Source organism: Pseudomonas sp. 31 R 17 (genome assembly GCF_900004915.1).
GTDB classification, from domain to species: Bacteria; Pseudomonadota; Gammaproteobacteria; order Pseudomonadales; family Pseudomonadaceae; genus Aquipseudomonas; species Aquipseudomonas orientalis_A.
Genome location: NZ_CVTN01000026.1, coordinates 1 through 19,077, shown reverse-complemented (window position 1 = coordinate 19,077; position 19,077 = coordinate 1). Strand labels below are relative to the sequence as shown.

General features: G+C 61.3%; 19 protein-coding genes and 1 tRNA gene. 11 read left to right on the top strand and 9 right to left on the bottom strand.

The annotated features are described in order from the left end of the window. Nucleotides 1-4: 4 nt before the first annotated feature. Both BFP89_RS00695 and lldD read right to left on the bottom strand, forming a co-directional pair. Complete coding sequence (locus BFP89_RS00695) at nt 5-931, bottom strand: GGDEF domain-containing protein (RefSeq protein ID WP_065883259.1); 927 nt, start codon at nt 929-931, stop codon at nt 5-7. Between the two features lie 305 nt (nt 932-1,236). Next, the gene (gene lldD, locus BFP89_RS00690) at nt 1,237-2,373 is read right to left on the bottom strand and encodes an FMN-dependent L-lactate dehydrogenase LldD (protein WP_065883257.1); all 1,137 of its coding nucleotides are present in this window, start codon (nt 2,371-2,373) and stop codon (nt 1,237-1,239) included. Between the two features lie 100 nt (nt 2,374-2,473). On the opposite strand from lldD, the gene BFP89_RS00685 reads away from it, so the two are divergent. Together BFP89_RS00685 and BFP89_RS00680 are read left to right on the top strand one after the other, a co-directional pair. Then, nucleotides 2,474-3,376, top strand: coding sequence for a LysR family transcriptional regulator (locus BFP89_RS00685; RefSeq protein WP_065883255.1), 903 nt, complete (start codon nt 2,474-2,476; stop codon nt 3,374-3,376). Nucleotides 3,377-3,430: 54 nt separating this feature from the next. After that, nucleotides 3,431-3,506: transfer RNA gene (locus tag BFP89_RS00680), tRNA-Asn, on the top strand. Nucleotides 3,507-3,590: 84 nt separating this feature from the next. On the opposite strand, the gene BFP89_RS00675 is transcribed toward BFP89_RS00680, so the two are convergent. Then, a complete protein-coding gene (locus BFP89_RS00675) occupies nt 3,591-3,959 on the bottom strand; it encodes a BrnA antitoxin family protein (protein ID WP_065883253.1) in 369 nt (122 codons plus the stop codon). Nucleotides 3,960-3,962: 3 nt separating this feature from the next. Further along, on the bottom strand, nt 3,963-4,244 hold the full coding sequence (locus tag BFP89_RS00670) for a BrnT family toxin (RefSeq protein ID WP_065883251.1): 282 nt from the start codon (nt 4,242-4,244) through the stop codon (nt 3,963-3,965). 836 nt (nt 4,245-5,080) lie between these two features. Here BFP89_RS00670 and BFP89_RS00660 point away from each other — a divergent pair. The 3 genes from BFP89_RS00660 to BFP89_RS00650 all read left to right on the top strand — a co-directional run bounded on the left by BFP89_RS00660 (nt 5,081) and on the right by BFP89_RS00650 (nt 7,969). After that, entirely contained in the window at nt 5,081-6,292 is a 1,212-nt protein-coding gene (locus tag BFP89_RS00660; protein ID WP_065883250.1) for a YeeE/YedE family protein, read from the top strand. A gap of 134 nt (nt 6,293-6,426) precedes the next feature. Next, the gene (locus BFP89_RS00655) at nt 6,427-6,969 is read left to right on the top strand and encodes a cysteine hydrolase family protein (RefSeq protein WP_065883248.1); all 543 of its coding nucleotides are present in this window, start codon (nt 6,427-6,429) and stop codon (nt 6,967-6,969) included. A 4-nt stretch (nt 6,970-6,973) separates the two neighbouring features. After that, nucleotides 6,974-7,969 carry a GlxA family transcriptional regulator gene (locus BFP89_RS00650; protein ID WP_065883246.1) on the top strand — a complete coding sequence of 332 codons (996 nt, stop codon included), beginning with the start codon at nt 6,974-6,976 and terminating at the stop codon, nt 7,967-7,969. On the opposite strand, the gene BFP89_RS00645 is transcribed toward BFP89_RS00650, so the two are convergent. The 3 genes from BFP89_RS00645 to BFP89_RS00635 all read right to left on the bottom strand — a co-directional run bounded on the left by BFP89_RS00645 (nt 7,941) and on the right by BFP89_RS00635 (nt 9,938). Next, nucleotides 7,941-8,111 carry a DUF2986 domain-containing protein gene (locus tag BFP89_RS00645; RefSeq protein ID WP_065883244.1) on the bottom strand — a complete coding sequence of 57 codons (171 nt, stop codon included), beginning with the start codon at nt 8,109-8,111 and terminating at the stop codon, nt 7,941-7,943. The two genes, BFP89_RS00650 and BFP89_RS00645, sit on opposite strands and share 29 nt — an antisense overlap. Before the next feature lie 86 nt (nt 8,112-8,197). Then, nucleotides 8,198-9,226, bottom strand: a complete 1,029-nt coding sequence (locus BFP89_RS00640; RefSeq protein WP_065883242.1) for an alpha/beta hydrolase family protein — start codon at nt 9,224-9,226, stop codon at nt 8,198-8,200. A 100-nt stretch (nt 9,227-9,326) separates the two neighbouring features. After that, nucleotides 9,327-9,938 carry a transferase gene (locus tag BFP89_RS00635; protein ID WP_065883241.1) on the bottom strand — a complete coding sequence of 204 codons (612 nt, stop codon included), beginning with the start codon at nt 9,936-9,938 and terminating at the stop codon, nt 9,327-9,329. A 700-nt stretch (nt 9,939-10,638) separates the two neighbouring features. Between BFP89_RS00635 and BFP89_RS00630 the strand changes: the two genes are divergently transcribed. Both BFP89_RS00630 and BFP89_RS00625 read left to right on the top strand, forming a co-directional pair. Beyond that, complete coding sequence (locus tag BFP89_RS00630) at nt 10,639-10,941, top strand: type II toxin-antitoxin system RelE/ParE family toxin (RefSeq protein WP_065883239.1); 303 nt, start codon at nt 10,639-10,641, stop codon at nt 10,939-10,941. Nucleotide 10,942: 1 nt separating this feature from the next. Then, nucleotides 10,943-11,299, top strand: coding sequence for an addiction module antidote protein (locus BFP89_RS00625; protein ID WP_065883237.1), 357 nt, complete (start codon nt 10,943-10,945; stop codon nt 11,297-11,299). 54 nt (nt 11,300-11,353) lie between these two features. Here the strand turns inward: BFP89_RS00625 and gudD are convergent, their stop codons facing one another. Both gudD and BFP89_RS00615 read right to left on the bottom strand, forming a co-directional pair. Then, nucleotides 11,354-12,679, bottom strand: coding sequence for a glucarate dehydratase (gene gudD, locus BFP89_RS00620; protein WP_065883235.1), 1,326 nt, complete (start codon nt 12,677-12,679; stop codon nt 11,354-11,356). Between the two features lie 19 nt (nt 12,680-12,698). Beyond that, complete coding sequence (locus tag BFP89_RS00615; protein ID WP_065883301.1) at nt 12,699-14,060, bottom strand: MFS transporter; 1,362 nt, start codon at nt 14,058-14,060, stop codon at nt 12,699-12,701. 326 nt (nt 14,061-14,386) lie between these two features. Here BFP89_RS00615 and BFP89_RS00610 point away from each other — a divergent pair, with 326 nt between their 5' ends. The 4 genes from BFP89_RS00610 to BFP89_RS00595 all read left to right on the top strand — a co-directional run bounded on the left by BFP89_RS00610 (nt 14,387) and on the right by BFP89_RS00595 (nt 18,819). Then, complete coding sequence (locus BFP89_RS00610) at nt 14,387-15,097, top strand: FadR/GntR family transcriptional regulator (protein ID WP_065883233.1); 711 nt, start codon at nt 14,387-14,389, stop codon at nt 15,095-15,097. 13 nt (nt 15,098-15,110) lie between these two features. After that, on the top strand, nt 15,111-15,806 hold the full coding sequence (locus tag BFP89_RS00605) for a tRNA (adenine(22)-N(1))-methyltransferase (protein ID WP_065883231.1): 696 nt from the start codon (nt 15,111-15,113) through the stop codon (nt 15,804-15,806). Nucleotides 15,807-16,067: 261 nt separating this feature from the next. Next, nucleotides 16,068-18,125, top strand: a complete 2,058-nt coding sequence (locus BFP89_RS00600; protein WP_065883229.1) for a methyl-accepting chemotaxis protein — start codon at nt 16,068-16,070, stop codon at nt 18,123-18,125. Between the two features lie 67 nt (nt 18,126-18,192). Beyond that, nucleotides 18,193-18,819, top strand: a complete 627-nt coding sequence (locus tag BFP89_RS00595) for a glutathione S-transferase family protein (protein WP_065883227.1) — start codon at nt 18,193-18,195, stop codon at nt 18,817-18,819. The last annotated feature ends 258 nt before the right edge of the window (nt 18,820-19,077 follow it).

Below are 19,077 nucleotides of genomic sequence, written 5' to 3'. Positions count from 1 at the left end.
GGTATTACCCCGCCATTGCCAGACGATTACGGCCTGCGCGCTTGGCCACGTACAAGGCATTGTCGGCTCGGCGCAGCAGGCTTTCAGCCGACTCAGCCGCCAGTAACGTCGAGCAGCCGAGGCTTACCGTCAATTCGATTCGCGTCCCTTCTACCCAGTAGTCCTGGGCTTGCGCCGCCTGGCGCAGGCGTTCGCCGACCATCCGCGCCGCATCACGGCCGGTGTTGGACAGCAGGATCAGAAATTCTTCCCCGCCAAACCGAAACACCATGTCCACGTTGCGCAGCTGGCCCTTGATCGCCGCCGCCACGGCGCGCAATACGCTGTCGCCGGCGGTATGGCCATGGGTGTCATTGATGCGCTTGAAGTGGTCGATGTCCAGCATCAACAGAGACAGTGGGTGCATGTGCCGCCGCGCCATGTCGATTTCCCGTTGCAGCGTCTGGTCCATGGCGATGCGGTTGCCGGTTTCGGTCAACGGATCGCGCAAGGCGCTGCGGGTGGCGGCGCGGTAGAGCAGGGCATTGCGCATCGGATACAGCAGGGCCGCCAACAGGGATTCGAGTTGGCCCAGCTCCTCTTCCATAAAACGCTGGTTGCGGCGGAACACCAACTCGCCCAGGTGCTCGCCATCATGGCTCAAGGTGTAGCTCATCGAATGATGGCCGCGTTGGCCGAACTCCAGGCGCAGGTCCGTGGTGACGTGGCGGTATTGCAAGGCATCCAGCGGCACCAGGCGCTGGGTTTCGCGAAAGAACAGGCCAAGGATGCGTTCCGGCTCGAGGCTGGTTTGCAATTGCTGGTTAAGTTGCTGGCGGAGCTGGCCGAGGGTGGCGGGGCGAGGTGAACGCAGGGATGGCTGACCAAATCCCAGGCGTTGCAATTTGGCACTGTCAAAGTCAATTGCGTTGGTCTGGGTGGGTGTTTTCATAGGTGCGCGGCCTCTAAGCACATGACTGTCTTACAGGCGGATGAGAGTGGCAAGTGCCAGGCGTCTTACTGGTCCTTCAGTTCCGTAAAACAGTAAGGATCAGTTTAAATCGCTTTACGCCGGGTTATAAGCCCGGGGCACTGCCACACGTCTTGTCATCGCTTGACCTGCTTGAAGGGTGTTAGAGCCAGATTCGTGCCAAATCGTTTTATTTAATAAATAGCTATATGAATCAATTGACTGCCCTGGCTCGAAAAACAGCCAGCAGCACATGGCGTCATTTATCTGGCTGGGCAGTCAAAGGATTACGGGGCTACCAGCGTGGAACCGTCGATTTGTTCGATCGACGTGACACCGGTCAGCGTCATCGCCACGCGCATTTCCCTGGCGAAGATATCCAGCAGGTTTTCCACACCGTTCTGCCCGTCGGCGGCCAACGCATACACGCTGGCGCGCCCGAGCAGGCAGGCCTTGGCCCCCAGGGCAAGCATGCGCACCACGTCGAGCCCGGAACGAATGCCGGAATCCACCAGCACGGTGAGGTCATCGCCGACGGCCTCGGCAATCGGTGGCAACGCCTTGGCGGTAGACAACACGCCATCCAGCTGGCGGCCGCCATGGTTGGAGACCACGATGCCGTCGGCTCCGAAGCTCACGGCATCCTTGGCATCCTGTGGGTCAAGGATGCCCTTGATGATCATCGGGCCCTTCCAGAAGTCGCGAATCCACTCCAGATCTTTCCAACTGATCGAGGGATCGAAGTTATTGGCCAGCCAGCCGATGTAGTCCTCCAGATGCGTGGGTTTGCCCAGGTACGTGGAAATATTGCCCAGATCATGGGGACGGCCCATCAACCCCACATCGAACGCCCATTGCGGCTTGGTCACCGCTTGCAGCATCCGCCGTTGCGCCGCATAGGGGCCGGACATGCCGGAGTGGGCATCACGATAACGGGCGCCCGGGGTCGGCATATCGACGGTAAACACCAGTGTCGTCACCCCCGCCGCCTGCGCGCGCTCCAGCGCATTGCGCATGAAGCCGCGATCCTTGAGAACGTACAACTGAAACCATATCGACTGCGGACTTTGCGATGCCACCTCTTCAATCGAGCACACCGACACCGTCGACAAACAGAACGGCACACCTTTGTTCGCCGCCGCCTTGGCCGCTTGCACTTCACCGCGCCGGGCATACATGCCCGTCAAGCCGACCGGGCTGAGGATGACCGGCATGGCCTGCTCCTGGCCGAACAACGAGGTTTTCAGGCTCAGGTTGTCGACATTGCGCAAGATGCGCTGGCGCAGGCTTATCTCGGCCAGGTCCGAACTGTTGGCGCGCAGCGTGTGCTCGGCGTAGGCGCCGCCATCGATATAGTCGAACAGAAAACGCGGCAACTTGCGCTTGGCGGCAGCGCGGTAATCGGATGCGGACGAAATGATCATGTAGAGGGGCTCCACTCGGCGAAGCGCTCCACGATAAGCAAAATTCTGGCATGATAAAAACAACTTTTATCGCTGCAATCGAGTCGCAAAGGGAATACTGATGAATCTGCGAACCCTGCGGGCGTTTGTTGAAGTGGTGCGCCAGGGCGGGTTTTCCCAGGCGGCTGACGTGGTGTCCCTGACCCAGTCCACGGTCAGCAAAGCGGTCAGGACGCTGGAGGAGGAACTGGGCACCCCACTGCTTAATCGTCTTGGCCACCGGAACGAACTCACCGCCGCTGGCGAAATTGCCTACCGTCGGGCCTTGGTGATGCTGGCTGAACGCAACGACCTGATAGCCGAGATCAACGACCTGCGCGGCCTCAAGCGCGGCGTGCTGCGCATCGGCCTGCCGCCGGTGGGTTGCGGCGTACTGTTTGCCGCAATGTTTGCCACCTACCGCACGCGTTACCCCGACATCGACATCGAACTCACCGAGTACGGCAGCAAAAAACTGCGCGAATGCCTGGAAGCGGGGGAGGTCGACCTGGCGGCATTGCTGCTACCGGTGGATGAGTGTTTCGACTACCAGCCGGTGCGCAATGAGCCGCTGATCGCCGTGCTGCCCATCCACCACCCGCTGGCACGCCGCGAACGCATCGACTTCACCGACCTGGCGGACTCTGCGTTCATCCTGTTCGAAGCCGGTTTCGCCCTCAACGCGAAAATCCTCGCGGCCTGCGAACGCAAGGGCGTCGTGCCAAAGGTGACGGCCCGCAGTGGGCAGATCGACTTTATCGTCGACCTGGTCGCCGCCGGCCTGGGCGTGGCCTTCCTGCCGCGGATGCTGGCGCACAAACACCAGCACGCCGGCATTGCCCTGATCCCCCTGGACGAACCCCACACCGACTGGCACATCGCCCTGGCCTGGCGCGCCAGCGCCCACTTGCCACCGGCAGCCCGGGCGTGGCTGGAACTGGCCAGGGAGCAGGCGGTTTCGACCGGTCAGCCTTTGCAGTCGTGAAAAATGTTAGAGGAGGCTTGACTTCTTCTTTTTAATCAGTAACATACGGCGCATTCCGCGATAGCTCAGTTGGTAGAGCAAATGACTGTTAATCATTGGGTCCCTGGTTCGAGTCCAGGTCGTGGAGCCAGATAGAGAAAAGCCTGCAGCGATGCAGGCTTTTTTTTGCGTGGGATTTGACGAATTAACCGGCGTTAAAGCAGGGCGATGATGGTTATGGGACAGATTTGCCTTTTGGCTTGGTTGGCTTTGGGGTAGCAAGCATTCGATTCAATTCACCGGCGAGCGCTATCAGCTGTTGCTCCAGTGCTTCGACCTCTGAGACGCTGATGCCATTGCTGATGACTTGCAGGGTTTTGGCTTGTTTGTTCGAAACAGGCGCGAGGTCATGTGCGTCCGGGCAAACCAACGCCTGTCGCAGCAGGTTGTTGATCACAGTCTGATAGCCGGTGCCGGCATTTTCCGCACGCGCACGCGCGGCTTCGATCACCGCATCGTCCAGCATAATCGTGATGCGGGTCTTTCCTTTATTGCTGGCGATGGCGCCGCGTTTGGCGCTGCTGAAGTCGTATTCGTCTTTCATGGTTCAAACTTCCAGGTACTGGCGCCGTTCATTTTTGGATGCAAGCCGTGCACTGATAATGCGTACGCAGTTGGGGTCGCGATAGGTGTAGGCCACCACCAATACGCGCCCCTTTGCATCTGTGCCCATAATCACCCAGCGTTCTTCTGCGTGATCGCGGTCTTGCATGGTCAGGGCTGCCTCGTCATAAAACACCGGCTCTGCATCAGCAAGGCTTATGCCTCTGTGCTTGCGCTCGTTGGAGAGGCTTTTTGCATTGTCGAATTGAACCATGAATGTTTTCATTATGCATATTTTATATGTATAAAAAAAGTGGATAAATGGATCGGCCATCAAGGAACGGCACAGCCCGGATGGGTCGTGTTTGGAGGCGCTATCTCCCACTCGATCAGTTGAAGTTTGATCTTGCAGAAATCGTTCAGGTATTTCCGTAAGCGGCGGGCGACCCCTTACGTAGCCACATTCAGTTCCGATTGTCGGAAGGCATGATTGGATTGACCCGCAGGCTCAGGCAGAGGGTTTTTAAAGGCGGTTTGGGGGGGGTGTAACGTTTTGCGTTGGTGGCGTTGGCAAATAACTGGTAATCATTGGGTCCCTGGTTCGAGTCCAGGTCGTGGAGCCAGATAGAGAAAAGCCTGCAGAGATGCAGGCTTTTTTTTGCGTGGGATTTGCCGCGGCAAGCAAGTGCACGGCGACGATCATCAATTTGATCCAGTGCTAATGCACCCTCACTTAACCCCAGCCATCAGCCTCGACGATTGCCTCTTTGGGAGCACCCTATCGCCATGAAGACACAACCGGGTATCCAAAAGGCAGGGTTTGCGGTGCCCAGGCCTACGGCGATCATTGTCACGCCTACTGCAAACATGATGCGTTCTCCATAACCGAAATATCCATTAACCACTGGGCTGAATTTAACATAGGCCCTTAACGACTCAATAACAACTCGCGCTCGGCCGGTAATTTCGGTTCAGCGTGCAGGCTGGGCTTTCCTGTGCACCGCGTCGCCACGCCTATATCCCAGATCAGCGCATCCGCCACGCGGGCGTTCTCGGGGCTTATCGCCCGACCGCTATCCCGTCGGGTTTATACTGACCACCTTCAAACACGTCGAGATTCCCATGAGCACCTCTGTTTCCCTGACGCCGGCACGCAAGCCGGTCGCGCCCCTGGTGGCCTTTCTCATCCTGGTGGCAGGCGCCCTGTTCCTGCAAAGCGCGGTGGGCATGCGCCAGGTTGTGTTGCTGATCGTCGGCGCCGCCTTGGGCCTGACGCTGTATCACGCCGCGTTCGGTTTCACCTCGGCCTGGCGTGTGTTTATCAAGGATCGGCGTGGCGCCGGGTTGCGCGCGCAGATGGTGATGCTGGCGGTGGCGGTGGTGCTGTTTTTCCCGGCGCTGGGCGCGGGGACCTTGTTCGGCCAGCCGGTGGTCGGGCTGGTGGCGCCGGCCGGGGTGTCGGTGGTCTTTGGCGCGTTTATCTTCGGCATCGGCATGCAGCTGGGCGGCGGTTGCGCGTCGGGCACCCTGTTCACCGTAGGTGGCGGCAATGCGCGGATGCTCGTGACCCTGTTGTTCTTTATCTGCGGTTCGTTGATTGCCACCCATCACGTCGACTGGTGGTTTGCCTTGCCGTCGTTTGCGCCGGTTTCAATCGTCAAAAGTTTCGGCGTACTGCCGGCGTTGCTCCTGAGCCTGGCGGTGTTCGCGGTCATCGCGCTGGTCAGCGTGCGCCTGGAGAAGGCCCGCCATGGCCAACTTGAAACCGGCGTCACCAGCGAGCATCAAGGGCTGCGCCGCTTCCTGCGTGGGCCTTGGCCGTTGGTGTGGGGGGCGATCGGCCTGGCCTTGCTCAACTATGCCACGCTGGCGCTGGCCGGGCGGCCGTGGGGGATTACTTCAGCGTTTGCGCTGTGGGGCGCCAAGGTGGCGAGTGGGCTGGGGGTAGACGTGGCCAGTTGGGCGTTCTGGCAGATGCCGGCCAACGCCAAGGCCCTGGCGGCACCGGTCTGGGAAGACATCACCAGCGTCATGGACATCGGCATCGTGCTTGGCGCGCTGCTGGCCGCGGGTCTTGCCGGACGGTTTGCGCCGAGCTTGAAGATACCGGCGCGCTCGTTGATCGCGGCGGTCATCGGTGGCCTGTTGCTCGGCTATGGCTCGCGCCTGGCGTATGGCTGCAATATCGGCGCCTATTTCAGCGGCATCGCTTCGGGCAGCCTGCATGGCTGGCTGTGGCTGGTGGCTGCGTTCATCGGCAACAGCGTGGGCGTGCGGCTGCGACCGTTTTTCTTCGCCGGCGAACGGCCTCAAGTGGCCTTGAACGGTTGCTGAGCGAGCGGCTCCAGGTTTGCCTGGCATGTCCGAATCCGTCCCGAGACGGTCCGCCTTGCGCCTGTTGCGATCCTGAAGAGGGCTTTACCATGATTTGCAGCATCAGCCCCTAACCCAAGCCTGAAGGACCTACCATGAGCCGCACAGCCCTGATCGTAATCGATGCCCAGCATTCATTCCGGCATGCACCCTACTGGTCCGAAAACGACCTGTCGAGCTACCTGGAAAACCAGCAGGCGCTTATTGATGGCTGCGTTCAACAAGGCATCCCGGTGGTGCAGGTGTTTCATGTGGAGGACCAGGGCGCCTTTTCGCCGGCATCGGGTAACGTCAGGGTATTGAGCGAGCTTTCGATCGATCCGCAGCTGGTCATCCATAAGCACTACCACAGCGCCTTCGCCGGTACGCCGCTGGGCGCGCGTCTCATCGAGATGGGCGTCACCCGTTTGATCATCAGTGGTATTCGTACCGAACAGTGCTGCGAGACCACCACGCGGCAGGCCTCGGACAGCGGGTTCAACGTCGACTTCGTCAGTGAGGCCACGCTGACGTTCCCGATGACCCACGCCCGCAGCGGCCGGGTGTACACCCCGGCCGAGATTCGCGAGCGTACGGAGCTGGTGCTGGAAGGCCGGTTTGCGCGCATCGTCACCGTCGCCCAGGCATTGGCGGGGTGAATCAATGAGCGTGCCGGTGCTGTTCGTGTTGTTGCCCAATGTGCTGATGCTGGATCTGGCCGGGCCTGCCGAAGTATTGCGCCTGGCCGCGCAGATGGATGACCCGGCGGCGGTGGATTTCGAGCTGCACTACGTCAGCCCGGTGCCGTCCCTGCACACCTCCATCGGCTTGCCGTTGACGGGCCTGGCACCTTTGCCGGCCAGTTTGGCGCCCGGCACCCTGGTGGTGTTGGTGGGCTCGAGCATGAAGGCAGACGAAGCCGGCCTGCGCGTTTTCGAGTCCGCCAGCGACAGCCTGGTGCAGTGGCTGCAAACGGTGTTTGCGCCCTCTGCCGAGCATTTGATATGCGTGTGCGCCGGCGCACTGACGGCCGCCCGCGCCGGGCTGCTTGACGGGCGCCAATGCACCACCCACCACGCGCTGTGCGCTACCCTCCAGGCCCTGGCACCCAAGGCACGGGTCCTGGAAAACCGCCTGTACGTCACCGATGGCCCGGTCAGCTGCAGCGCCGGGATCACCGCCGGTATCGATATGATGCTGCACCTGGTCGCCGAGCGTGCCGGGCCCAGACTGGCATGCGCCGTCGCGCGGGATATGGTGGTGTACCTGCGCCGCAGCGGCGCTGACCCGCAGCTATCGCCGTGGATCACCGGGCGCAACCACCTGCACCCGGCCGTCCATCGCGTACAGGACGCCATTGCCGCCGCCCCGTGTGACGCCTGGACCGTGACCCGCATGGCGAACCTGGCCTGCACCGGCAGCCGCCATCTGGCGCGCCTGTTCCACGAGCATGTCGGCATCAGCCCGCTGGATTACCTGCACCGTCTGCGCCTGGCCGTGGCCCGCGAGCTGCTGGTGGCGTCGAGCCTGGACATCGAAACGGTGGCCGAGCGCGCAGGCTTTGGTTCGGCGCGTCATCTGCGGCGTATCTGGGGCAAATATGAAGCGGGCACGCCATCGGCAATGCGCCTTATTGAACAGGCGCCTCGACAGGCGTGATTGGGGCTTGGGCCGCCTCGGCTTCCAGCTTCAAACGGTCCGCCTTGCTGATGTATTTATCTTTGCTTTTCGGCGCCAGTTTGGCGTTGGCCTTTTTGGCCTTGGCCTTGAAAAGCTGCTGGAGTTTTTTCTGGCGGTTCATGTGCGTGGGCCTGGCAGGTAAAGGCGCGAATGATACCAGTTAAAAAACCGTGGATTGAAAGGTTTACCTGCCGAGGAGGCCAACGATCAATGCGCGAGGAACGCGCTGATCAGCGTGATCACCTGTTGCTGAATCTGCGCCCTGGTCCGCCCGGCCTCGCCGTCTCGGCAAATCATGCTGTCACCGGGCATATCCTCGTCGAGTATCGCCGCCGCGCCGGGTTTGCACTGCGCCATAAAGCTGAAGTGGCTCGCGTCGCTGATCTCCACGTACTGCGTGGAGGCTTTCGGCAGCCGTCTGGCCAAGTCGGCAGACTCCAGCCCCACAGCCATGTCCTCCGAGGGCACACCTCCAGCAATCACCAGTGCCGGCACGGGCAGCGCGGCCAGGCTGGCATCGGTCATGCCCCGCGACAGGCCCAGGTCCAAAGACACCACGGCGGCGACGCGCTTGTCGATCAAGTCAGCGGCCAGTTGGGCTTTGCCATCGGCAACGCCGGTAGGGTTCATCTGCGCGTAGCCGATGCAACCGCCCAACTTGGGATGGGCCAGGCAGTCCCGGGCGAACAGATCCGCATCGAAACGCGCACCGGCGATTTCCAGCACCGTCCAGCCACCGAGAGAATGGCCCACCGCCGCAATCCGGTGTTGCGCCACCGCGCCAAATTGCGTTGGCTGCGCAAGCACCGCATCGATGGCGCGGCTCAGGTCTTTGGGCCGTTGCCATAACTGCGCCGCTGCGTCTGCACTGCGATCCTTGGTGGTGGTGCCCGGATGATTCACCGCCGCCACAATATAACCCCGCCGAGCCAGCGCACTCGCCAGCCACATCTGATTGCCCCAATTGCCGCGATAGCCGTGGGAGAGCACCACCAACGGGTACTCACCACCGGTCGGCGGCGCATCGGGCACGGCGAGGGCGCCGAAGAACACCGCGTCGTCTCGGATCAACCGGGGAGCGGTCCTGATTGCCGTGGGGTACCAGACGGCCATTTCCAGCGCGCGCTGGTTGCGTGCGTCGGGCAGGGTGGTGGTTTTGAAACCGATGGGGTTGTCGTTGGCGAATGCGGGAGTGATCAGACCAATCAGGAGCAAGGCGGCGAGGGTGATTTTCACTGGTTTTTATCGTCCTTGAAGTGAGAGGCGCAGCATGATCTGAAACGGGTGGTTTGGGTAGCGCGCAAGTGGCGTGATCACTGTTCCGCGCTGCCGCTGCTTAGTCGTAGGCGAACTGATCAATCAACCCCAAGCGCGGGATACGGCTGTTGGGCTGCAAGAGTGCGCCGGGAGCTATCACTGCGTTTGCGCCAATCTTGCAGCCATCGCCTACCAGGGCGCCGAATTTGTTCACGCCCGTCTCAATGACGGCATCGGCATAGCGGATTCTGATATGCGCGCCATCCAGTTCGTTACGGTAGTTGGCGATGATTGCACCGGCTTCAATATTGACGCCTGCGCCGATCAGCGAATCGCCGACAAAGTTGAAATGCGCCAGCTTGCTTGCATCAAGCATGAAGCTGCTTTTCAACTCGCAGCTTGGGCCCACGATGCAGTGTTTGCCCAGATAAACGCCGCCACGCAGGTAGGCGCCTGCGGCGACGAACGAGCCTTCACCGATGATGATCGGCCCCTTCAGCACAGCGCCTTCTTCGACGGTGGCGCTTTCATGGATGGCGCAGTTTGCGTGACGGCGGTAGCCTGCGCCGAGGCGTGAAAGCAACGTCAGGACGTGGTTTTCGCAGTCCTGGGCCACCTGCCAGGCGGCGGCTGTGCCCAGTCCAAGCGAGGGCCATTGAGTGATGAATGTGCTGATCTCGGGAAGCTTCATGGAGAATTTTTCCGGTGCGTGAGAAGGCGGGCTCAGGCCATATCTTATAATGGTCTGCCCCGGATTTGGCTAATGGCGCGCGGTGTGGGAGGGGGCTTGCCCCCGATGGCGGCCTCTGGGCTGGCCGGGATGTTGGATTGGACCGAGTACATATCCGTTTCTGCGGTAAACGGCTGCTAATGGTTCCGCTTTTACAGCGGCTCACTTTTGAAAAGCGCAAAAGTAAGCAAAACGCTCTTGCCCCACCACTCGGCACCTCGCCTAGGCTCGGTGTGCCCTCTCTCCGGCTTGAATCCGTGGGCCGCCGCAATGGGCCATCCCTGGCCCAGTGCGGCTAACCCGGCGTCCTGCCGGGTTACCCACGGATTCAAGCCTGCGTTCGGCCAGCGTGGTTTAACGGGGCGCCTGAGATCAAAAGCAGATCAAGATCAAGAGCGACTCGCTGCGCATCGTGGTTAGCGGGTTAGCGGGTTAGCGTTGGGCGCTACAACGTTGTGTAGATTCCTATGGCCCTATCGCGATGCGTCGCCTGATTGGGCTTCAGGTCGGATTGTTTGGAGGGAGCGCAGCGAAACAAGCGCTAATAGTATCGTCCGGCTGCCTGCGCGGATGCTGGTCTAGGATTTTTTCTTGCGGTTCTCAACGGAATAAAAATTCACTGGCATCTACAAGGAGTAGCCAGTAGGCTACATTTGAATCTGTGACCAATACGATCGGCAGGACGCCTGAGTTCGATGCATGGCTCGACGGCATGAAGGATATTTGCGGGAAAACGGCGGTGCTGGCGCGTCTGGATCGAGCCGAAGAGAACAATTTTGGCGATTGCGCGCCTGTCGGCGACGGCCTGAGCGAAATGCGTGTTTTTATCGGGCCAGGCTACAGGATTTATTTTGTACGCACGGGCATCACCGCTTACCTGATGTTATGGGGCGGCGATAAAACCGATCAAAAAAGAGCAATCAAACGGGCAAAAGAAATCCTTGATGCCCTGAGAGGTAGATGAAATGAGCGAATCGACATTCAAACCCGAGGACATGCCAATCCTCGACCTTGATACATCCGGTACACGCGTCTACGAAGCTTCGCGCTTTCTCGACAGCCCGGAGACCATCAGTGCCTATCTTGCGCAGAGCATGAAGGCCCAAGACCCGCAGATCCTTATGAAAGCACTGGCTGAAGTCGCCAAGGCCCAGGGTGTGAACAAAGTGGCCGAAGCGGCGGGGGTTAATCGGGAAAGTCTTTATAAAACCCTTAAGGGCGGGTCCAAGACGCGCTATGAGACGATCCAGAAGTTGATGGTGGCGTTGGGGGTGGAGCTGACGGTGCAGCCGATTGTGAGCAAAAAGGCCCACAGACCTTGATGCCAGACATGCCATTGGCAGGAACGAGCACGCTCGCTCCTGCATAAAGCCGTTTCACCGCACCAGGCAAGGCTGCTTGTTGTTGAAGCGCCATCCCGGAATCAGGAACTGCATCGCCACGCTGTCATCCCGCGCGCCCAGGCCCATGCCTTTGTACAGTTCGTGGGCCTTGGCCACGGCGTCCATGTCGATATCCACCCCGAGGCCAGGCTTGGCCGGCACTTTCACGTAGCCGCCTTCGATCTTCAGCGGCTCCCGGGTCAGGCGTTGGCCGTCCTGCCAGATCCAGTGGGTGTCGATCGCGGTGATTTCGCCCGGCGCCGCTGCCGCCACCTGGGTGAACATGGCCAGGGAAATATCGAAGTGGTTGTTGGAGTGCGAGCCCCAGGTCAGGCCCCACTCATGGCACATCTGCGCCACGCGCACCGAGCCTTGCATGGTCCAGAAGTGCGGGTCGGCGAGGGGAGTGTCCACCGATTGCAACTGAATGGCGTGACCCATTTCGCGCCAGTCGGTGGCGATCATGTTGGTGGCGGTTTTCAGGCCGGTGGCGCGGCGGAATTCGGCCATGACTTCGCGGCCCGAATAGCCGTTTTCCGCGCCGCAGGGGTCTTCGGCGTAGGCCAGGACGTGATGCTGGTCGCGGCACAGGCGGATGGCTTCCTTGAGTGACCAGGCGCCGTTCGGGTCGAGGGTGATGCGCGCCTCCGGGAAGCGCTCGGCCAGGGCGGTGACGGCTTCGATCTCGGCATCGCCACTCAAAACACCGCCTTTGAGCTTGAAGTCGTTGAAGCCGTATCGGGCCTTGGCGGCTTCGGCCAGGCGCACCACGGCGTCGGCCGTCAGGGCTTTTTCATGGCGCAGGCGCAACCAGTCGTCGTCGGATTGCGCCTCGTTGCGGTAGGCCAGGTCCGTGGTAGTGCGGTCACCGACGTAGAACAGGTAACCGAGCATCTTCACCGCATTGCGTTGCTGCCCCTCACCCAGCAGAGCGGCCACCGGCACCTCGAGGAACTGACCGAGCAAGTCGAGCAGCGCCGCCTCCATCGCGGTAACGGCGTGAATGGTGATGCGCAGGTCGAAGGTTTGCAGCCCACGGCCGGCCGCGTCGCGAGAGGCAAAGGTGCTGCGCATCCGGTTGAGGATGCGCTGGTACTGACCGATCGGTTGGCCGATCACCAGGCTGCGCGCGTCTTCCAGGGTTTCGCGGATGCGCTCGCCGCCGGGTACTTCACCCACGCCGGTGTTGCCGCTGCTGTCCTTGAGGATCACGATATTGCGCGTGAAGTAAGGGCCGTGGGCGCCGCTCAAGTTCAGCAGCATGCTGTCGTGACCGGCGACCGGGATGACGTCGAAATGGGTGATGACGGGAGTATTCATGGCAAGGTCCTTAATACGCTCAAAGAGGTTTGCTGATGGCGTTGGCGGTGGGCGCAATGCCCGGCGACATGAACCCCGTGGAAGGTGAGGTCCTGGCGAAAAACACCAGGATGGCCGCGAGCACCGAGGTGCCGGCCAGGCCGTAAAGCCCGCCCTGGATCGAACCGGTGGTTTGCTCCAGAAAGCCAAAGGTGGTCGGTGCGACGAAGCCGCCCAGGTTGCCGATGGAATTGATCAGCGCGATCACCGCAGCGGCGATGCGCACGTCCAGGTAGCCCTGGGGAATCGGCCAGAACAACGAAGACGCGGATTTGAAACCGATGGCCGCAAAGCAGATCGCCACGAACGCGAAGATCGGCCCGCCCGTGGTGGACATGAACATCCCGGCCGCTGCGATCAACAAGGCTGCCGCGACCCACGCCTGCTGGAACTTGAACTTGCCGGACAGCGTTGCGAAGGCGTACATGGCGATGATCGAGATCAGCCACGGAATCGAGTTGAAGAAGCCGACTTGTATATCACTCAGGTCACCCATCTTTTTGATGATGCTCGGCAGCCAGAACGTCGCTGCATAAATCGTCAGTTGGATGCAGAAATACAACACGCAGAACAGCAGAATCTGTCGGTCCTTGAGCAGCTTGCCGAGGGTCGGCTTGACCGTGGTCAGGGCTTCGCGGTCACGCTGTTCCTGATCGATGGCCGCAACCAGCGCGTCCTGTTCTTCGCGGCTCAGCCACTGGGCGTCATGGGGCTTGGAGTCCAGCCAGAACCACACAAAGAAGCCCAGCGCCACCGAGGCCAGGCCTTCGATGGCGAACATCCATTGCCAGCCGTGCAAGCCGAAGCCTTCGATCTGCAACAGCGCACCCGACAGCGGGCCGGAGATCAAGGACGCCACCGCCGAACCGCTGAGGAAGATCGCGATGGCTTTGCCGCGTTCAACCCCGGGCAACCAGCGCGTGAAGTAGTAGATCACCCCGGGAAAGAAGCCCGCTTCAGCCACGCCGAGCAAAAAACGCAGGATGTAGAAGTGGGTTTCGTTCTGGATGAACGCCATCAGCGTGGCGACGATGCCCCAGGTGAACATGATGCGGGTCAGCCAGATGCGTGCGCCGACCTTTTGCAGCAGCATGTTGGACGGCACTTCAAACAGCGCGTAGCCGATGAAGAACAGCCCGGCGCCGAAGCCATAGGCCGCCGCGCCGATGCCCAGGTCGTGCTCCATGTGCGTACGCACGAAGCCGATATTGACCCGGTCGATGTAGTTGAGGATGAACATGACCACGAACAGCGGGAGCACATGGCCCTTCACTTTGCTCACGGCGCGGGTGAGCACCGAGTCGGTTTCTGGTGCAGCGGATGTATGGCTGGAATGGTTCACGATGGAAAACGCCCCCTGATTTGTTTTTATGCGGGTTGTGGTTTTGTTGCCAGACATCATACAAGTTGTTCTTTGAAAATCGCAATGCGTCGCAATGAGTATTTGTTCTCATAAAAGCGCTGATGGAATGATATTTTGGTTATTTGCTCGCGCTATAGGGGGTTTTGTATCAGCGGAGCACGGTTCGCTCCGCAGGATGTTTCGGGGCGGAATAGCGGTCTGTCAGATTGGTTGTCATACAAGTAAGCTGTCTCGTGAATCAACTCGGCGTCGTCGGTGAACGGGATGTTAAGCTCCCTCCAGCCCAACCCCGTGGACCCTTAGCGATGCCCATTGAAAACGCACCTCCCGTGCGCAGACGCTCCACCAACCTGGCCCAGGGCGTGGTCGACGCGCTGACTCAGCGCATCCTGCTCGGCCAGCTCAAGCCGGGCGAAAAACTGCCGTCCGAATCCACCATCGTGCTTGAGCATGGGGTGAGCCGCACGGTGGTACGCGAAGCCATCTCCAAGCTGCAGGCGTCGGGGCTGGTGGAGACGCGCCACGGCATCGGCACGTTCGTGCTGGAGCAACACGCCCGGCAGGGCCTGCGCCTGCACGTCGACACCGTCGCCAGCGTGCGCAACATGCTGGAACTGCGCCTGGGTCTGGAGGTGCAGGCGGTGGCGTTAGCCGCGTTGCGCCGTACCGACGCGCAACTGGCCCATATGCGCCAGGCGCTGGACGACTATCAGGCCTGCCTGGCCAACAACGACAGCTGCGTGGAAGACGACAAACGCTTCCACCAACTGATCGCCGAAGCCACCGGCAACACGTTTTTCACTGAAATCATGCAGCACCTGGGCAGCGCGATGATCCCCCGCACCCAGGTCAAGGCTGACGAGCGCGGCGGGGCGGATTTTGCCAGGCTGGGTCAACTGGCGAGCCTGGAGCATGAGGCGATCTTCAATGCAATCAAGCGCCAGGACCCGGATGCGGCGCGGGCGGCAATGGTGCTGCATTTGACCAATAGCCGGGATCGATTTTCCGGCGAATGAAAAGGAACCCGCGTTGAACCCACAGATATTGTCCCTGCGCCTGGAGCGCGTGGCGGCGCACGTGCCGGCCGGCGCGCGCCTGGCCGATATCGGCTCGGACCATGGCTACTTGCCGGTGGCGCTGATGCGGCGTGGCGTGATTGCCGGCGCGGTGGCGGGGGAGGCTGCAACCACGCCCTTTCATGCGGCCCGGCGCACCGTGCGTGACAACGGCCTTGAAGCGCACGTCAGCGTGCGCCTGGCTGACGGTCTGGCGGCCATCGAGCCCGGCGACGCCATCACGGCCGTCAGTCTGTGCGGCATGGGCGGCGAGACCATTCGTGACATTCTCGACAACGGCAAGGCGCGGTTGAATGGCCAGGAGCGGCTGGTCCTGCAACCCAATGGCGGCGAGTATCCGTTGCGCCACTGGTTGATGCACAACGGCTACCGCATCGTGGGCGAAGAGCTGCTGCACGAGAACCGCTTCTACTACGAAATCATCGTCGCCGAGCCGACCGGGCCTGTGCCCTACACCGAACAACAGCTGTATTTCGGACCGCTGCAGTTGCTGGCGCGCAGTCCCGCGTTCGTGGCGAAGTGGCAGCGCTTGCTGCAGCAGAAACAAAAGACCCTGGCCAGTTTCGAGAAGGCCAGGCAGTCGGTGCCGGAAGAGAAAGTCCACGGGATCGCCCGGGAAATTCAGTGGATCACTCAACTGCTGACCTGAGGACCGTTCGTGATTGTCAGCGCTCGACCTCTCCCGTGTCGGGCCGTGTCCCCGGCGGTTACAGGCGCGCGCCCGATAATGAGTGCTTTCGCCCCATTTTCGCGCACCGATAAAGGTTTTTTTAGCGCCATGGCACGTGCCGTCACGCTTGTATCCCACGGCCCAGATCTTGCTTGAGCCAGAAGAATCAATGACATGGCATTTTGCCGTTAGTCATTCCCGGCTGTGAAGTATGGGGTTGTTCAGGGGAGTGTGTAGGGCATGCAAAGATTTTTATCACCCGGTATCCGTCTGCTCGGGCGGTTCGGCTTCGCGCGTAAGTTCCAGGTGCTGTTCCTGCTGTTCATGCTGCCGCTCGCCGGCAGCCTGTGGATGATCGGCCAGGACTACCACGACAAACTCGCGGTGATTTCCAGCGAACAGTCCGGCGTGCGCCAGCTGTTGGCGCTGGACCTGCTCGATGGGCAACTGAGCGCCCAGCGCAACCTGGCCGCCCGTTGGAAGGCCCTGGATATCCTGCATACGCCGACCCCTGCCGCCCAGGCCGCGATGGCCAGGGTGGATGCGGGCAGCCCGCTGATTCAGCAAGGCCTGCAAACCCTGGGGGACGCCCTCAAGACCCATCATGCCAGCGCCGCTACCCAGGCGCGCTTCGACACGCTGCAGGCCGCAGTCAAGGGCATGGACACCCAGGCCCTGCGCACCGTCGGCTGGTGGCCGGATGGCTACGACCGTTTCACCGCCGCCCTGACCGCGATGCAGTCGCTGCGCGAACAGATCACCCTTGACGCCGGCCTGATCCTCGATCCCTGGCTGGAAACCTATCTGCTGATGCAGATTTCCAGCCAGCACACGCCGGACCTGATCGAGCGTATCGGCCGTACGGCCAGCGTCGGCCAATCCTCCATTGCCTCGGGCCAGTTCACCCTGCAAAGCCGCTTGCAGATGCGTGACCTGCGCGGCCGCATCGGTGATGCGCGGGACCAGTTGGTCAAGGCTGCCACTGCGCTGAAGGCCAAGCAATACCCCGGCCTTGAACCCTGGACCGAACAATACGACGCCAGCCTGCAACGCCTGGACAGCGAACTCAAAACCCTGGACGACGGCGTATTCGGCGGCACCATCAAGCTCGACAGCGCTGCGTTCGATCAAAGTGTCGACGCCATGCTTGCAGCGTTGGGCGCGCTGCGCAGCCAGTCGCTGCATTCGCTCGATGCACGCTTGAGTTACTACCGTGAGCGATCGTTGCAGCACTTCATTCCCGTGGCGGCCACGTTCAGCCTGTTGGCGTTGGCGGCGCTGTACCTGTTCATCTGCCTGCAAGCCTCGATCCGTCGCAGCGCCAGTGGCATCACCACGCTCGCCGAGTCCCTGCGTGACGGTAACCTGCACGTTGAAGTGGCGGTGCAGGGGCGCGACGAACTCGCCGCCATCAGCGCGGCGCTCAATGTGGCCGTAGTGCAACTGCGCACCAGCCTGCTCGGGGTCAATCACGAGACCGAGCAACTGGGCGCCACCGTGCTGACCCTCAGCGCGCAATCGGGCAGCACCCTCACCGACGTCGAAGACCAGCGCCACCAGATCAGCCAGATTGCCGCGGCCGCCACCCAATTGGCCGCCACCTCCCTGGGCGTTGCCAAAAGCTGCGAGCAGGCGGCCGACAGCGCCCGGCACACCCGCCGTATCGCCGAAGACAGCAGTCGCGACAGCCAGCGCACCACCGCCAGTATCCAGCAACTCAACCAACGCCTGAGTGACACCGCCAATGCCCTGGAACAGGTCAGCCAGCAGGGCCAGCAGATTCAATCGGTGGTCGACACCATTCGCGGCATTGCCGAGCAGACCAACCTGCTGGCCCTTAATGCTGCCATCGAAGCCGCCCGCGCCGGCGAGCAAGGGCGAGGCTTTGCTGTGGTCGCCGATGAGGTGCGCAGCCTGTCGCAACGCACCCAGGCGTCCACCGCGCAGATCGCCGGCACGGTGGACAGCCTGCGCGCCACGGTCAGCCAGGCTGTCAGCCTGATGGGCGCCGCGTGCGAGCAGGCGCTCACCGATGCCGAATCCGTCACCGGCCTGGGCACGCGCCTGGGGGAAATTGCCGGTGCGGTGCAGCACGTCACCGACACCTTGGCGCACATCGCCGCCGCCGTGGAAGAACAGGCTGCGACGGCGGACGAAGTGAGCGGCAATATCCAGCAGGTCGACCAGGCGGCCGGGCGCCTGCTCGACGGCGCGCGGGCGGTCAATCAGGCTGCCGACAGCCTGAGCCAGGGCAGCCGGGCGTTGAGCGACAACACGGCGCGGTTTCGATTGGGATGACGCCCATTAAGGGCACTCCATCGCCGTGTTGTAGTCTTCTCCTTAACCCCAATGGAGCTGCTTGCCTATGATTACCGTCCATCACCTCAACAATTCCCGCTCCCAGCGCATCCTCTGGCTGCTGGAGGAGTTGGGCCTGCCTTACCAAATCAAGCGCTACCAACGCGACCCGAAAACCAACCTCGCGCCACCCGAGCTCAAGGCGATTCATCCCTTGGGCAAATCGCCGGTGATCGAGGACGGGGCCCGCGTATTGATTGAGTCGGCGGCCATTATCGATTACCTGATTCGTCGTCACGGCAAGGGACGGCTGCAACCCGATCCGGCCAGCGCCACCTACGACGATTATGTGCAATGGCTGCATTTTGCCGAAGGCTCGGCCATGCTGCCGCTGATGCTCAACCTCTACGTCGGGCGCCTGGGTGAAGCCGGCGCGCCGCTGCACCCGCGCATTGAATCGGAGTTGGGCAACTACCTCGGCTACCTTAATGACGTGCTTGGGCGAACGCCGTATCTGGTGGGTGACGAACTGACGGGTGCGGACATTCAGATGAGCTTTATCGGCGAAATCGCCAGGGCCCAGGGCAAGTTGCAGGCGTATCCGAACCTTGCGGCGTGGGTGGACAGGCTTCAGCAGCGACCGGCTTATCGCAAGGCGGTGGAGCAGGGCGGCGAGTACGCGTTTGCTAAATGAACGTGTGTGAATGAACGGTTGAAGACTGGATGCGGATTCAGTGTGGGAGGGGGCTTGCCCCCGATGGCGGCCTGTCAACCAACGGTTATCCATCTGGTACACCTCGGTCCAAATGTGGGAGGGGGCTTGCCCCCGATGGCGGCCTCTGGGCCGACCAGGATGCCGGATCAGACCGAGTACATATCCGTTTCTGCGGTAACGGCTGCTATGGGTTCCGCTTTTACAGCGGCTCACTTTTGAAAAGCGCAAAAGTAAGCA